The sequence below is a fragment of the Mesorhizobium sp. P170090 genome (assembly GCF_057786115.1).
The window spans coordinates 4,513,012-4,527,161 of sequence record NZ_JBYNWH010000001.1 but is presented as its reverse complement, the minus strand read 5'-3'; the positions used below and the strand labels follow the sequence as shown (position 1 = coordinate 4,527,161).

The 14,150-nt window shown below is 61.9% G+C and carries 20 protein-coding genes; 13 read left to right on the top strand and 7 right to left on the bottom strand.

Features of this window, described 5'->3' with window-relative positions:
* The first annotated feature begins 62 nt into the window (after positions 1-62).
* From ilvA to AC3EML_RS22020, 3 genes are all read left to right on the top strand, one after another.
* Entirely contained in the window at positions 63-1,319 is a 1,257-nt protein-coding gene (gene ilvA, locus AC3EML_RS22030) for a threonine ammonia-lyase IlvA (protein WP_023725751.1), read from the top strand.
* Positions 1,316-1,861 (top strand): DUF1697 domain-containing protein, encoded by a 546-nt coding sequence (locus AC3EML_RS22025; RefSeq protein ID WP_352520432.1) that lies wholly within the window; start codon positions 1,316-1,318, stop codon positions 1,859-1,861. Before ilvA ends, AC3EML_RS22025 begins: the two co-directional genes overlap by 4 nt.
* Positions 1,862-2,010: 149 nt before the next feature.
* A complete protein-coding gene (locus AC3EML_RS22020) occupies positions 2,011-2,715 on the top strand; it encodes an outer membrane protein (protein WP_352520431.1) in 705 nt (234 codons plus the stop codon).
* Between the two features lie 96 nt (positions 2,716-2,811).
* Here AC3EML_RS22020 and AC3EML_RS22015 read toward each other — a convergent pair whose 3' ends face one another.
* Together AC3EML_RS22015 and AC3EML_RS22010 are read right to left on the bottom strand one after the other, a co-directional pair.
* A complete protein-coding gene (locus AC3EML_RS22015) occupies positions 2,812-3,105 on the bottom strand; it encodes a DUF2218 domain-containing protein (protein WP_023681521.1) in 294 nt (97 codons plus the stop codon).
* Positions 3,106-3,238: 133 nt separating this feature from the next.
* Positions 3,239-3,679: a VOC family protein gene (locus AC3EML_RS22010; protein ID WP_023805270.1), complete on the bottom strand. Its 441-nt coding sequence runs from the start codon at positions 3,677-3,679 to the stop codon at positions 3,239-3,241.
* Positions 3,680-4,032: 353 nt separating this feature from the next.
* On the opposite strand from AC3EML_RS22010, the gene AC3EML_RS22005 reads away from it, so the two are divergent.
* The 6 genes from AC3EML_RS22005 to AC3EML_RS21980 all read left to right on the top strand — a co-directional run bounded on the left by AC3EML_RS22005 (position 4,033) and on the right by AC3EML_RS21980 (position 7,446).
* Positions 4,033-4,629 carry a cold-shock protein gene (locus tag AC3EML_RS22005; protein ID WP_031193130.1) on the top strand — a complete coding sequence of 199 codons (597 nt, stop codon included), beginning with the start codon at positions 4,033-4,035 and terminating at the stop codon, positions 4,627-4,629.
* A 113-nt stretch (positions 4,630-4,742) separates the two neighbouring features.
* Entirely contained in the window at positions 4,743-5,315 is a 573-nt protein-coding gene (locus AC3EML_RS22000) for a DUF192 domain-containing protein (protein ID WP_352520430.1), read from the top strand.
* Between the two features lie 10 nt (positions 5,316-5,325).
* Positions 5,326-6,093, top strand: a complete 768-nt coding sequence (locus tag AC3EML_RS21995) for an alpha/beta fold hydrolase (RefSeq protein ID WP_352520429.1) — start codon at positions 5,326-5,328, stop codon at positions 6,091-6,093.
* Positions 6,094-6,149: 56 nt separating this feature from the next.
* Complete coding sequence (locus AC3EML_RS21990; protein ID WP_156033759.1) at positions 6,150-6,521, top strand: hypothetical protein; 372 nt, start codon at positions 6,150-6,152, stop codon at positions 6,519-6,521.
* A gap of 34 nt (positions 6,522-6,555) precedes the next feature.
* Complete coding sequence (locus tag AC3EML_RS21985; protein ID WP_352520428.1) at positions 6,556-6,906, top strand: hypothetical protein; 351 nt, start codon at positions 6,556-6,558, stop codon at positions 6,904-6,906.
* Positions 6,907-6,945: 39 nt separating this feature from the next.
* Complete coding sequence (locus tag AC3EML_RS21980; RefSeq protein ID WP_352497483.1) at positions 6,946-7,446, top strand: GNAT family N-acetyltransferase; 501 nt, start codon at positions 6,946-6,948, stop codon at positions 7,444-7,446.
* Here the strand turns inward: AC3EML_RS21980 and AC3EML_RS21975 are convergent.
* On the bottom strand, positions 7,443-8,057 hold the full coding sequence (locus tag AC3EML_RS21975; RefSeq protein ID WP_027050421.1) for an HD domain-containing protein: 615 nt from the start codon (positions 8,055-8,057) through the stop codon (positions 7,443-7,445). The genes AC3EML_RS21980 and AC3EML_RS21975 overlap by 4 nt on opposite strands.
* Before the next feature lie 133 nt (positions 8,058-8,190).
* Between AC3EML_RS21975 and cysE the strand changes: the two genes are divergently transcribed.
* Positions 8,191-9,039 (top strand): serine O-acetyltransferase, encoded by an 849-nt coding sequence (gene cysE / locus AC3EML_RS21970; RefSeq protein WP_023667506.1) that lies wholly within the window; start codon positions 8,191-8,193, stop codon positions 9,037-9,039.
* 256 nt (positions 9,040-9,295) lie between these two features.
* Positions 9,296-9,499 (top strand): DUF3126 family protein, encoded by a 204-nt coding sequence (locus AC3EML_RS21965; protein WP_006200852.1) that lies wholly within the window; start codon positions 9,296-9,298, stop codon positions 9,497-9,499.
* 254 nt (positions 9,500-9,753) lie between these two features.
* On the opposite strand, the gene AC3EML_RS21960 is transcribed toward AC3EML_RS21965, so the two are convergent.
* The gene (locus tag AC3EML_RS21960; RefSeq protein WP_023667505.1) at positions 9,754-10,479 is read right to left on the bottom strand and encodes a hypothetical protein; all 726 of its coding nucleotides are present in this window, start codon (positions 10,477-10,479) and stop codon (positions 9,754-9,756) included.
* A gap of 110 nt (positions 10,480-10,589) precedes the next feature.
* On the opposite strand from AC3EML_RS21960, the gene AC3EML_RS21955 reads away from it, so the two are divergent.
* Together AC3EML_RS21955 and AC3EML_RS21950 are read left to right on the top strand one after the other, a co-directional pair.
* Entirely contained in the window at positions 10,590-10,958 is a 369-nt protein-coding gene (locus tag AC3EML_RS21955) for a DUF6949 family protein (protein WP_023667504.1), read from the top strand.
* Positions 10,959-11,043: 85 nt separating this feature from the next.
* A complete protein-coding gene (locus AC3EML_RS21950; protein ID WP_352520427.1) occupies positions 11,044-11,571 on the top strand; it encodes a gamma carbonic anhydrase family protein in 528 nt (175 codons plus the stop codon).
* A gap of 243 nt (positions 11,572-11,814) precedes the next feature.
* Here AC3EML_RS21950 and AC3EML_RS21945 read toward each other — a convergent pair whose 3' ends face one another.
* The 3 genes from AC3EML_RS21945 to AC3EML_RS21935 all read right to left on the bottom strand — a co-directional run bounded on the left by AC3EML_RS21945 (position 11,815) and on the right by AC3EML_RS21935 (position 14,088).
* A complete protein-coding gene (locus AC3EML_RS21945; RefSeq protein ID WP_023710582.1) occupies positions 11,815-12,423 on the bottom strand; it encodes a transglutaminase-like cysteine peptidase in 609 nt (202 codons plus the stop codon).
* Positions 12,424-12,710: 287 nt separating this feature from the next.
* The gene (locus AC3EML_RS21940; protein ID WP_023667501.1) at positions 12,711-13,328 is read right to left on the bottom strand and encodes a PilZ domain-containing protein; all 618 of its coding nucleotides are present in this window, start codon (positions 13,326-13,328) and stop codon (positions 12,711-12,713) included.
* A 124-nt stretch (positions 13,329-13,452) separates the two neighbouring features.
* Entirely contained in the window at positions 13,453-14,088 is a 636-nt protein-coding gene (locus AC3EML_RS21935; protein WP_023706619.1) for a PAS domain-containing protein, read from the bottom strand.
* Positions 14,089-14,150 lie beyond the last annotated feature (62 nt).

Below are 14,150 nucleotides of genomic sequence, written 5' to 3'. Positions count from 1 at the left end.
CAAACGGCGATTTGTGCAATAGGCTTCGCCTTCGAACCATTCGATCCAGAGGTGACGGCGCCATGAACAGTTTCTCCTCCCGTGTCGCCACCGCCGCAGCCGCGATCCGCGAGATCTTTCCCGAAACGCCGCTGCAGGAAAACGACTATTTGTCGAAGAAGACGGGGGCTCGGGTGCTCTTGAAGCGCGAGGATCTTTCGCCGGTGCGCTCCTACAAGATCCGCGGCGCCTTCAACTTTTTCCGCAAGGCACTGGCCGCCGGCAACGAGGCCGAGCTGTTTGTCTGCGCCTCGGCCGGCAACCATGCGCAAGGCTTTGCCTTCGTCTGCCGCCATTTCGGCAAGAAGGGCGTGGTCTTCATGCCGGTGACGACGCCGCAGCAGAAGATCGACAAGACGCGGCTGTTCGGCGGCGATTTCGTCGAGATCAGGCTGGTCGGCGACTTCTTCGACGACTGCTACCGCGCCGCCTTCGAATTCACCGAAAGTTCCGGCGCGCATATGGTGCCGCCGTTCGACCACAAGGATATTATCGAGGGGCAGGCGACGGTCGCCTATGAGATTGCCGGCCAGATGCCGGGCGCGCGCATGCCCGACATCATCATGCTGCCGGTCGGCGGCGGTGGCCTGGCCGCGGGGGTGACGCACTATTTCGCCGATCAGCAACGTGACGCCCGCTACGTCTTTTGCGAACCGGCCGGTGCGCCGAGCCTGCATCAGAGCCTCGCCAGCGGCAAGCGCGTCCGGCTCGCCAATGTCGACAATTTCGTCGACGGCGCGGCGGTGGCCGAGATCGGCCGCGAGCCGTTGCGCCACCTCAAGGAGTTCGCCGCTCAGGCGGTGCGGCTGATCCCCGAGAACCGGCTCTGCGCCACCATGATCGAGATGCTCAACATCGAAGGTGTGGTGCTGGAGCCGGCCGGTGCCTTGGCGATCGACGCGTTGAAGGATTTTTCGCGCAAGGAAATCCGCGGCAAGACCATCGTCGCGGTGGTGTCGGGCGGCAATTTCGATTTCGAGCGGCTGCCCGACGTGAAGGAGCGGGCGCTGCGCTTCGAGGGGCTGAAGAAATATTTTATCATCCGCTTTCCGCAGCGGCCGGGCGCGCTGCGGGACTTCCTCGAACTGCTCGGTCCCGACGACGATATCGCCCGCTTCGAATATCTGAAGAAATCGGCACGCAATTTCGGCTCTGTGCTTATTGGCATCGAAACCAAAGACCGGCGAAACTTCGATTTGCTGAGGGCGAATTTCGAGGCCGAGGGCGTGCACTATCAGGACATCACCGACAACGAGACCCTGGCGGGGTTCATCATATGAGCGGCATTGTCTTCGTCGCGCTGTTTTCCGGCATCAATGTCGGCGGCAACCGCATCGTCAAGACGGCGGAGTTGCGGGCGTTATTCGAGGCGCTAGGCTTCACCGACGTCGCCAGCTATGTACAGAGCGGCAATGTCGTGTTCCGGGCCAGGAAGGGCGACGCCGCCAAGCTGGCGAAACAAATCGAAACGGCGTTCGAGAAAAAATGGGGCTTTCACTCGCGCATCATGGTGCGCGATCTCTCCTGGTTCGAACGGTTGGTGAAGGAGAATCCTTATCCGGAAGTCGCCGGCGATTCGACCAAGCTTCACGCCTACACGCTGGGGCGCCAGCCGACGGCGGACGAGATCGCCAGGCTTGCCGAAAAATGCACCGGCCCGGAAAGCTTTGAGGTCAAGGGTGACGTGCTCTACCTCAAGGCGCCGGACGGGCTCGGCAAATCGATGTTCGCCAATCTCATCCCGCGCACGTTGAAAGTGCCCGGCACCGCGCGCAACTGGCGCTCGGTGCTTGCGTTGCTGGAGATGGCGCGTTCGCTTTGAATCGCTTAGATCTGCATTGCGGTCGCGATGCTAATTAAGTCTCGGCTAAACAGTTGTTTTTCTGCAACAATTTTCGATTATCCGGCCTGGGCAGCTTAATGACTACTGCATGTCTGTGCTATGCTCCTTCCGACGCATTGGGGAGTTTCATGAAACGTCTGCTTCTCGCATCTACTTTCCTGATTTCGGCTTGCGGCGCGGCGTTCGCCGCCGACGTGATTGAGACCGTACCGGCAGGGTTTGTCTGGTCGGGTGGCTATGTCGGCATCAACGCCGGCTATGGCTGGGGACGCGGTGACGCGGTCGACCAGACGGATTCCTTCTTCGATGAGGAGCTTGGTCAGACCCATGACGTCGATACCGACGGCTTCCTCGGCGGCGTTCAGGCCGGTTACAACTGGCAGTCCGGAGCATTTGTCTATGGCGTCGAAGCCGATCTGGGCTATCTCGGCCTCGACGGCGACAGGACTATCGTCGAAGAGCCGGACAATTTCGGATCGGCGAAACTGGGCGTCTATGGCGATCTGACGGCACGTCTGGGCTACGCCACCGACAGGCTGCTGATCTACGCCAAGGGCGGCGCGGCGGCGACTCACTACAAATTGAGTTATGGCGACACTTTCGATTTTGACGGGGTGCCCGACCCGGACAGCAGCGCATCGAGGAGCGGAGGCCGCTTCGGCTATACGATCGGTGGCGGTGTCGAATGGGCCTTCGCCGACAAATGGACCACGAAGCTGGAATACCAGTACTTCGACTTCGGTAAGGTCCGTTTGACAGATATCGAGGGCAACGACGCAAAGGTGAAGATCGACGCCCATACGATCAAGATCGGCCTGAACTACAAGTTCTGATCGATCCGTCGTTCCGACGGCGTCGCAACCAAGTGACGCCATAACGTCGCCCGGGGCTGGCAGCTTCCGGCGTTCGGCGTTGCGGCTGACAGCAGATCAGGTCGCCGGAGCCTGCTTCCACTCGAAAGTCAGTTCCTCGCGGAAGGCAAAGCGCTTGATGTGATCGGCAACAACGCTCTCCATGCGCTCCAGCGATCCACTTTCATCCGTCGACACCGTGATATGCAGCGCTGCCGCATCGGCATCGAGAACCGTGCGGCCGAGCGACAGATCGATGGTGCCGTGGTTTGGATCGAACTCGACGGGAAATTTGTGCGCCCAGTGCTTGCACAGCTGCTGCAAATAGCGGCTGGCATATGCGGTGGTGACATCGGCACGGCTGGTCGGCATAAATGAATTCTCCTGGATGAGGCACTGGCTTTGTTTGGCTGGCGCGACAGGCAGGTAAATAGGTGCCGTTGCTCGAAATGGCAAAGGCGGCCGGCTTGTCGGCGCGGCCGCCTCGCTCAAGATGGCGTGATCGCTACCAGGTGCCGGTGTTCGGCATCGATGCCCACGGCTCGGCCTTGGGCTTGGCCAGGCCCTTCTGCAGCAGTTCGAAGGAGATGCCGTCCGGCGACTTGACGAAGGCCATGTTGCCGTCGCGCGGCGGCCGGTTGATGACGACGCCATTGTCCATCAGATGCTGACAGGTGGCGTAGATGTCGTCGACCTCATAGGCGAGGTGGCCGAAATTGCGTCCGCCCTTGTACTCCTCCGGGTCCCAATTGTAGGTCAGTTCGATCAGCGGCGCCTTCTCAGTGGTGCCGCTTTCTACATCCTCGGAGGCGGCGAGGAAGATCAGCGTGAAGCGGCCCTGCTCGTTTTCGTAGCGGCGCACTTCCTTAAGGCCGAGCTTGTTGCAGTAGAAATCGAGCGAGACATCGACGTCGGCGACACGGACCATTGTGTGGAGGTAGCGCATGGGATTTCCTCGGGGATGTTTGGGTTGCGAGGCAACATAAGGTCCACCCCGCCGAAGGGCAACGAGCATCGACTGAAAGTGGTCACCGGTTTTCGAAAAATCAGATTGCTCTGACAAAAGCGCCGGACACAAGTGGTTGCCGATTTCGGCGAAATCCCTTGCAAATTGCCGACCGGTTGACCGCCCTGATGGATCGTCATTGCTGTCGGCAGCGACGCCGGCAACAACAAGTCAGCTATTCCTGTATTCAACCGTGAAAAAAGGCACGGCAGGTCTTGCACACCCCGGAAGCGGCGGTGTTAATCTAATGTCAAGAATCACTTGCGGTTTTCTTGAAAAAAGGGGGCGTTCTTATGGGGGATAAGGCCTCTTTCACGAGGCGGGATGAGAACCTTGACGACGCCCTGAAGAGTGACAGTGGCGGCGATAGCGCCGACCTTGTCGAAATCGCCGGCGCCATCAAATGGTTCGACGTGGCCAAGGGCTACGGTTTCATACTGCCCGATGACGGTTCTTCGGGCGACATCCTCCTCCATGTCACCTGCCTTCGAAAGGACGGTTTTCAGACGGCATTGGAGGGCGCGCGTGTCGTGTGCCTTGTCAAGCATGGCGACCGTGGTTTGCAGGCTTTCCGGGTGCTGTCCATGGACACCACCACCGCGGTCCATCCGGCCGAGATGCAGGAACAGCGCACCCATGTGGCGGTGACGCCGGAAAGCGGGCTCGAGCGGGCGCTGGTTAAGTGGTTCAACCGCACCAAGGGCTTCGGCTTTCTGACGCGCGGCGAGGGCACCGAGGATATCTTCGTCCATATGGAGACGCTGCGCCGCTATGGCATCACCGAGCTCAGGCCCGGACAGGTCGTGCTGGTGCGTTTCGGACGCGGTGACAAGGGCCTCATGGCTGCCGAGATTCACCCTGATATGGGCACCTTGCCGGTCGCGCATTAGGACGCGAGCCTTCCTGAGGAAGTCAGGACGGCGTTTTTCTTGGTTTCACCACGATCTTATCCGAATACCTGAGACCACTTTTAGGGATCATGGTCTTTGGTCGAGGATTTCCAATGGCGTACAGGAACTGGCTGACAGCGGGCGCGCTCTGCGTCATCGTTGCGGTAGCCGCAGGCGCTTACTTCTATTCCGGGCAGCCGACCGCATCCCAGCAGACGATCGCCGGCGGTCAGGCGATGATCCTTCCCGTCGATCCGACACCCTTGGTCGTGGCGACGAAAGGGGGCAATAAATCGTTTTCGATCGAAGTCGCCGACACCGACTCGGAACGCGAGGCCGGCCTGATGTATCGCCAGGATATGGCCGACAATCATGGCATGCTGTTCGTCTTCGAGATGCAGAAGCAGGTCGGCTTCTGGATGCACAACACGCCGATGCCGCTCGACCTGATCTTTGTTGGACAGGACGGCAAGGTCCGGGCCGTCAAGCACGGCACTCCACTGTCCGATGCAGTCATCTCGCCGGGTGTGCCAGTGCGCTTCGTGCTGGAGCTCAAGGCCGGCTCCGCCGCCAAAAACGGCATCGACCATGGCGATCTGCTGCGCCATCCGGCCGTCGGCACGGTGTCCGGCCCCGGCATGCCGCCATCGGACAAGGGCAACGCGCCCACGCCCGGCGCCGGCTGAGCCGCTCCCGATGCAATTCTTCTCCCATGACGGGTTCGACTTCGCCTTCCTCGACCGCCGGCCGGCGTCGGGGGCGGGCGATCCGGTGCTGATGATCCACGGCTTTGCCTCCAGCCACTATGTCAACTGGGTATCGCCCGGCTGGTTCAAGACGCTGAACGATGCCGGCTATCGCGCCATCGCCTTGGACAATCGCGGCCACGGCTCGTCGTCGAAAAGCTATGACGAGGCCGACTACACCCCGGCCAAAATGGCTTCGGACGCGGCGGCCCTGCTCGACCATCTCGGCATCGGCCGCGCGCATGTCATGGGCTATTCGATGGGCGCGCGCATCGCGGCGTTCCTGGCGCTGTCGGATCCCGGCAAGGTGGCGACTCTGGTCTTCGGCGGGCTCGGCATCGGCATGGTCGACGGCGTCGGCGACTGGGACCCGATCGCCGAGGCGCTGCTGGCCGACGATCCGGCCGCCACCAGCCATCCGCGCGGCCGCTCGTTTCGCGCCTTTGCCGATCAGACGCGTAGCGACCGCCGCGCGCTGGCCGCCTGCATCGCCACGTCGCGCGAACTGCTCAGCGAACACGACATGACGCGCATCGCCCAACCGACGCTGATTGCGGTCGGGACGACAGACGATATCGGCGGCTCGCCCGACGAGCTCGCCGCGCTGATGCCGAACGCCAAGGTGTTTCACATAGACGGCCGCGACCATATGCTGGCTGTGGGCGACAAGACCTTCAAGCAGCGGGTTTTGGAGTTTTATGCCGAAAATCCGCTTTAACCGGTAAGCGATTTTCGGGCGATATGGATTGGGCGGCCGGCGAGGGGTGGCAAACAATGGCACAATGGGGAAGAAGCGCCGACGCTCTGCCGGGCGCCGTCGTGACAAGCAAGTTCGGCAAGCGTTCCGTCATCCTGGCGCTGCTCGCCTTCGGTGCCGGTGTGATAGCGCTGACCACAATGGTGGCGCTTCCGACCCACGCATCCGAGCGTGCCCAGAACATCGCCACGGGTTTCTTCATGGCGGTTTTCCTGCTGGCAGGGCCGTTGGCGCATATTGCCGGATTGATTTTCGGGCTGATGGCGCTGGTGCGTTCGAACGATAGCCGCGTGCTTGGGGTCGTCGGCATCCTGCTCAACGGCGGCTCCTTGGCGGTTGGCTTCCTGCTGCTTGTGGCAATGGCATCGACGATAGGCGCTTTCACCTGATCGGGGACGAGTAATGGCCGGATGGGGAAGAAGCATGATAGCAATGCCCGGCGTGGTGGGGCGGAGCAGCTTCGGCAAACGCTCGGTGATCCTGGCCCTGCTGGCGTTCGCAATGGATTTTGCGGCGGTGGTCACGCTGGCGTTGATGCCAGGCGAGGCGTCGCTGGCCGCTCAAAACGTCCTCGGCGGGGTTTTTCTGGTGGTGTTTCTCGTTGCGGCGCCGCTGGCGCACATCACCGGCGTGGTTTTTGGCTTGATGGCACTGGGACGTTCAAACGACAATCGTGTCCTCGGCGTCGTCGGTATCATCCTCAACGGGCTGTCGTTGGTGATCGGCCTGTTCTTTGTTTGGGCGGCGACCAAGTCCGTTGGCGCCTTCAGGTGATCGATCTTCGTCTGGCTTGCAGCCGGAGGTGGTGCCGCTTTGGTTGACCTTCTCGTCACCTATATGGACATGCGCCCGCGCGATTTGGCGCCTGCACGCGTCAGCCCTGCAGCAGCGACCACGGTGGCGCTGGAAAGGCTGGACAGCGCCGCTTACATCGACCTCTACCGCGCTGTCGGCGAGCCGGTGCAGTGGGACCAGCGGCTGCGCATGCCGGCGGAAGACCTCGAGCGCCTGCTGGCGCTGCCCTCGACACATATCCATGTGCTGCGCGTCGAGGGCGAGGCCGCTGGTCTGTGCGAATTCAACGGCGTCGGCCAGCCTGAGGTCGAGCTGGTTCATTTCGGGCTGGTTCCCGCCTTCCAGGGTCGCAGGCTCGGCCCGTTCCTGCTCGACCAGGCGCTTCGCGCCATCTGGTCGCGGGCGCCGCAAAGGGTCTGGCTTCATACCGACACATACGACCATCCGGCCGCGCAATCGGTCTACAGGCGCGCCGGTTTCAAAGCCTATGCGCAGCGCATGGAGACATTTCCGGATTAGGATTTGAGCGTTTCTAGAGACCGCGCCAGGTTTTGCCTGGCCTGGGGCTCGAACCTGTGGCGGAATTCCTGCGTGTGAAAAATATGCTGGCGCGCGAGGAAAGTCTTGAGAATCGCGCCGCGGCCGGCGCGCCACATCGGCTCCTCGACCCAGCCATATTCGCGGCGGACCGCTTGTTCATAGGCGTCGAAAGCGTCGGCTGACGCACCCAGTATCGCCAGGTCCATGTCGAGGAAAAGCGCTGCGTCGCGGAGGGCGTTCTCATCGGCAAGGCACCGTGGTTGAAGGCTGGGCAGTTCATGCGTGGCGGTGGCGACGATCATCGCCGCTATGCGGCCGAGGCGCTCCGGATCGGTGCGGGCGGCAAGTTTGTCCTGCGCAAGTGCCGCACTCCTGGCCTCGTTGTCCTTGGCGCGGCTGTCATAGATGGCGTCATGGAACCAGATTGCGGCTTCGACGGCGCCGGAATCATGCAGCGATGCTCGATATTCGTCCGCCAGCGCCAGCAACGCCTCGATATGGGCGAGGTTGTGATAGTGGCGATCCGGAGCTTGATAGAGCGCGGAGAGCGCGCGTTTCAGCGGAGCGTCGATCAAGGGTTCGTTTTCCATGGCGGCTTGAATTTCCGTGAACCAAATCCATTTCACCGAGCACTAAGGAAAATTGAGTTCAATCGTGCTATGATCTGGCTTATATGTGCCGCCGGAGAATAGGCAAGCGGCCAGGACGCAGGACAAGACGTCGATGAACAGCATCAGCATTTCCCGCCCCACAATGGTCCAGCCGGTCGATCCGATCTGGCGTTCGGTCCGCGACGAGGCGATGGAAGCGGTCAACCGCGACCCGCTTCTGGCGGCGTTCCTCTATTCGACCATCCTCAACCAGGAGAGCCTGGAGGAAGCTGTCATCCATCGGCTCGCCGAGCGGCTCGCGCATCAGGACATCGGCTCCGACCTCATCCGCCAGACGTTCAAGTCGATGCTGGCCGACGACAAGGAATGGTCGTCGATCGTGCGTGTCGACATCCAGGCCTATTACGACCGCGATCCGGCCTGCGACCGCTTCATCATGCCGGTGCTCTATTTCAAGGGTTTCCATGCGATCCAGACGCACAGGCTGGCCCATTGGCTGTGGAATCAGGGCCGCAAGGATTTCGCGCTCTATCTGCAGAGCCGCTCGTCCTCGGTGTTCCAGACCGACATCAACCCGGCCGCCCGCATCGGCAAGGGCATCTTCATCGACCACGCCACCGGCCTCGTCGTGGGCGAGACGGCGGTGATCGAGGACGATGTGTCGATCCTCCATGGCGTGACGCTGGGCGGCACCGGCAAAGCCGGCGGCGACCGTCACCCCAAGATCCGTTACGGCGTGCTGATCGGCGCCGGCGCCAAGATTCTCGGCAATATCGAGATCGGCCATTGCTCGAAGATCGCGGCAGGCTCGGTCGTGCTGTCGCCGGTGCCGCACAACAAGACGGTTGCCGGCGTACCGGCCCGCGTCGTCGGCGAGACCGGCTGCGACCAGCCTTCGCGGCAGATGGACCAGCTTTTGCCGTCGCAGTCGATGGATCAGGTCGTCAGCTTCGACATCTGATTTGCAACACCCGGCGCGCCGGACTGAAGTCCGGTTGCCGGCGCCATTGCCTCTGGAGCATGATGCCGAAAAGTGTGAGGCGGTTTTCGGACGACATCATGCTCTACCTCCTTGATTTAGAGGCGGATTTGGATTCGACCTGAAATCATCCGGCCCCAGGGTTCGCGTTCTATCCAGCCGGCTTGCCTTTACATCGCCATTGTCGACGTGCCAGAAGCGCGTTCCAACGAGCAAGCCCGACGATCGGAGAAGACTTTTGAAGCCGGACGAAATCAGAAAGCTGGACGCCTATTTCAAGCGCGTCTTCCAGAATCCCAAACTCGAGGTGAAGGCGCGGCCGCGCAAGGAAGATTCCGCCGAGGTCTATGTCGGCGACGAGTTCCTCGGCATCGTCTTCAAGGATGAGGATGACGGCGACTACAATTTCTCGATGGCGATCCTCGACATCGATCTGGCCTGAGCCAGACGGCTACGGACTTCGGCGATTGGCGGCAGCCAGCTGCGCCATCGTCATCCCGGGGAGAAGCAGCCGCAGAGCGGCGTCGCTGAGACCCTGGGATACATTCCGGGCCTCGGCTCAGGAATGTGGCGGTCCAGAACTGCCTCTGCTGCTTCCCAACAGTAATTCTGCACCGCTTCGCTGCCTTAAGGGCAGGGAACGGATCCTCGGGTCCGCGCGGCTTCGCGCCCGTGTATGACAAAAGCAGAGGGCCGCTACCGTGCGGTCTTCAGGACGCGCGTGGCCTCGGCGACGATAGCGGCGTCAAGCGCCGGCCAGTTGCCCAGCAACTCCCGGGGAAAGCGGTAGGTCAGGCTGAGGCTGTCGCCGACCTGGATGTCCCGCTCGCAGGGCGCCAGCGATTCCTCGGCGCTCGGTCCGCTCAGGCAGCGGGCGACGAACGGGTCCTTGCCGGCCCGGCCGGCGACCGCGAGCACCTCGTTGAGATAGCCTGATTTTTCCGTAAAACCGTAAATCGTCGTGCCGCCGGGGCCGGGCGCGCCGGGCTGGCTGATGAGCGCGCTATAGATCGGCGCGAAACGGCCGCTCATGTCGCGCGACATCATCTGCGGTTCAAACGACAGGAAGATGATGTTTTTGGCGGCCCCCGTGTGGTTGAAATCGTCGCGGGCGGCTTCGCTGTAGCCGTCCATCTGGGGATAGCGCAGATAGAGGTCGAGGCGCGAAGCGATGCCGTCGCGCCGCGCCTGCAGGAAGCGGATGGCGTTGGCCGGCACGGCAATGACATTGTTGCCGATCACTACCCTGTGGACCGTGGTGTCGTCGGTGTAGCCGGCCATGGCGATCGAGCGGCCGAACCATTTTCCGCCAAGGCTGATCGCCAGCGACAGCAGCGCCAATGCGGCAAAAGCATAGAACACCCGCTTCATCAGCACGGAATCGACGACGTTGAACTCTTCTGCGGTCGCTGCCTGCTTCATCGCAATCCCCATAGTCGCCGCCCTCTGTCCCTGGGCGGCACACATGCCGCGGCATGGCTCTTGCTGCGCTGGACGCGACTGTGCGATTTCATGGTAAACGGAAGGTAAAGATGAGCCTGCTGCTGCCCGTTCTCTTCGCTTTCGCCGTCGGCCTCACCGCCTGCGGGCTTACCGGGTCCGTGATGGAACTGGCGGCGGGCCGCCGGCTTGCCTTTGCCGAGCCTTATGTGTCGCCGGCGTACATCCTGCGCTCGCTGGCCGCGACCGCTTGCGCCGGGCCGTTCATGCTCGCCAACGATGCGCTCGATGCGCGGCGCGAGGGCCGCATTTCGACGCTGATGCTGATGTCCTGCGGCTGCACGGTGATCGCCTGGGCGCTGACGCTGGGCATCGTGCTGATCGCCATTGCCTCCTGGGGCATTGGCTCTCCTGGTGCGCTTCAGCTTTTGGTGGAATCGCTGGCGCGGTATTTGCCTTGAGGCAATTGCTGGGGGAAACCGCTACGCGGTTTTCGTAGGATTGTTCTAGGGTTTGTCCCGGCCTGCGACGAATCGGAGACTGCAAATGCCGACCTATGCAATCGACGGAAAAGCGCCCCGTTTCGATGATCCCGACAGCAACTGGATCGCGCCGGACGCGACGTTGATCGGCGACATCAGCGTCGGTCGCAATGCCGGCTTCTGGTTTGGCGTGGTCATCCGCGGCGACAACGAGGCGATCGTCATCGGCGCCGACAGCAATGTCCAGGAACACACGGTGATGCACACCGATCCCGGTTTTCCCCTGACGATCGGGCAGGGCTGCACCATCGGCCACCGCGCCTTGCTGCATGGCTGCACGATCGGCGACAACAGCCTGATCGGCATGGGCGCCATAGTCCTCAACGGCGCCAGGATCGGCAAGAATTGCCTGGTCGGCGCCGGCGCGCTGGTCACCGAAGGCAAGGAGTTCCCCGACAATTGCCTGATCGTCGGCTCGCCCGCGCGGGTGATCAGGACGCTGGACGACGCCGCGGTCGCCAGGCTGCGCGCCTCGGCCGCGCACTACGTCGCCAACGGCAAGCGCTTCAAGGCGGGGCTGAAGAAGGCCTGAACTCTATTCCTGTTTGACGATGATCTTTTCCGAACGGCAGGTCAGCGCAGCAAAAATCGTTTCTCGCTTTCGCTGACGCGGTTCTTCGGTTCGGGATCATGGTCTGAAATGGTGGAGCCGGCCCGGGGACGGGGCCGGCTCCTTAAAACCCGGTCGTTGGGGACGGGGAGGGTGGGGACTCGACCGGGCTTTCTCGTTAGGCACGTCGCATTATTCGATGTGCTTGACCTCTGTGATGGCGTCCTAGCGGACGCTGGCAACCGCGTCGGCGCGACCGTCATTGATCGTCACCCACACGCCGGAATTCTGGTCGGACTGGCGCTTCAGGTATGTATAGTCGGTGTCGGTCCAGGACAGCACCTTGGACTCCAGATTGTCGAGGATGAACTCGCCGAGGCTGGTGCGCACGGTCAGCACCGCATGGCCGTCGCCATTTTGTTGGCGCGCCACGGTCATCAAGAGATTGCCGGCGGGAACGCCGAGCGCCATCAATTCGCGGCGCTTCTCCAGCGCATAATCCTCGCAGTCGCCGAAGCCGCTGTCGGGATAGGACCAGACCTCTTCCTTGCCCCACATTTCCATGTCGGTGCGCGGCACGATCCGGGTGTTGACAGAATTGTTGACGTCGACGATCGCCGCCCACAGCTTGCGGGTCAGTTCGACCGGTGTCTGCTTCGGCGTGCGCTGAGCGCATTCCTGCGGCAGCTTCTGGCAGAATTCGTAGTGACCGACCGGCTGTGTCGTGCGGCCGCCAGTGTGCATGTAGGCCGGTCCTGCTGCTTGCGCCGTTCCCCAAGCGGGAAGCTGCATCGCCATTGCCAAGAGCAACAGCTTGCCCCACGTCTTTGCCATTCGTCAGTCTCCCCGTTTGAGGAGACAATGACAGCCTTGGATTTATTTGACGCAAAAACCCGAAGTAGACATTGAGTAAAACCCCAATAGAATAAGCGTAAAATTTGATCTATTTTAATATAAAATCGTTCAGGGTCTCGGCGTAAAACCGCGGTGTCGGAGGCGCGGATTCCGGGTGGAGCCGTGGATTTGCGAGTGCCGCTACAAGCTGCAGAGGCAGGCGGAACGCCGGCAACAAAAACCGGCCGCGCAGGGCGGGTTCGTCTTTGCTGCCTGTTGCCGATCGTTCAGGCGCGCGGAGCGTTGAACTCGGAATCGAGCGTTTCCGGGCGCTGGATGACGGCGAATTCGATGGCGACGCCATCCTCGAAATGACGCACCACCTGGCCACGCATGGTGCCCAGCATCACCTGGATGCCGAGCGCCGGCTTGACGTCGATCTCGACCGCCGCGCCCGACAGCGACAGGTCGATGATGCGGCACTGGTACTGCCGCCCATCGGTGAGCTGCAGCACGCTTGTCGGGTTGCGCGGCGCCACGCGTTCGTGGCGGCGGTCTTCCGGCAGGTCGAGTTCATGCTTGTTGGCGAGCCAGGTCAACTGCGCGGCCAGTTTGTCCTTCTTGCGATCCGAGGCAATGACGGTCATGGCAAAGCCGTCCTGCGAAGTGCGCGTCACCACGCCCTCGATGCGGCCGATATGATCGATATAGGCAATGATTTTTTCGCCCGGCATGCCGACGCGCTCGGTGCGCAGCGCGACATTGCCCGGCGACATATCGACGACCTGGCAGGGGTGCTCGGTGCGGTCCTCCAGCATGAAGCGCCCGTAGATCTTGACCCGGACGCGCTGAAAATTACGCCTTTCGGCGCGGGACGGTGCGTATTCGACCGCCGCTGACCTCATGACTGCCTACACCCCGTTGGCATTCCCGCGTCGTGCGTGGAATCTCGGCAAAAACTACAGCCAAGCAGGTTAACAAAGGGGAAAAGCGGGCCGCCGATAGTTAAGATTAGCGCCGGCTTGGAGACTATTGCTCGCGCCCGCCGTCGAACACGACGAGGTGGCGGATACGGCGCGACCGACCGAGCGCCGAGATGGTCTCCGGCGCTTCGAGTTCGGGAGCCAACGACGGAACGGATATTTCCGGCCGGTTTTTCAGGAACATCGGGTCCTTGTCGGGATCGATGACGTGGATGGCATCGATCAGCGCATCGGTGATCGGGTCGGCGCCCAGCCAGAACGGCTTTTCCACGGCGCTGATGACGCCGAGGCAGCGCGGGTTCTCGACGCCGCCATCGAGCGGCAGCGCAAGCAGTTCGAAGTGGTTGGAACGGCCGCTGCGGCTGAACCCCTCATAAGTGATCAGCACCACGGATTTCTGCTCGAAAACCCCGTGAATGAGGCGCGACACCAGCCGCTGGTCCTTCTCACGCCATAGCGAGGGGAACGAAAAACCCTTGAGCTCGCGGCCGTAGCCGGCGCAAAGCCTGGTGCCGGCAAGCCGGAACACCGCTTCGCCACGCGTATCCCTTTCCAGGATGAAGGTGTCGGCCAAAAGCGCCTTGATGTCGGCAGGTTCGATCTCCGAACGCTTTGGGGCAGGACGTCCACCACGCAGGCGATTCCAATAATGGAACAGCGCGATTGATCCGTTCTGGTTCATGCTATTAAACTCCGCGCATTCTGCCGTCTGATGGTCCCATCGGTGAACAGAAAGGGCGCCCT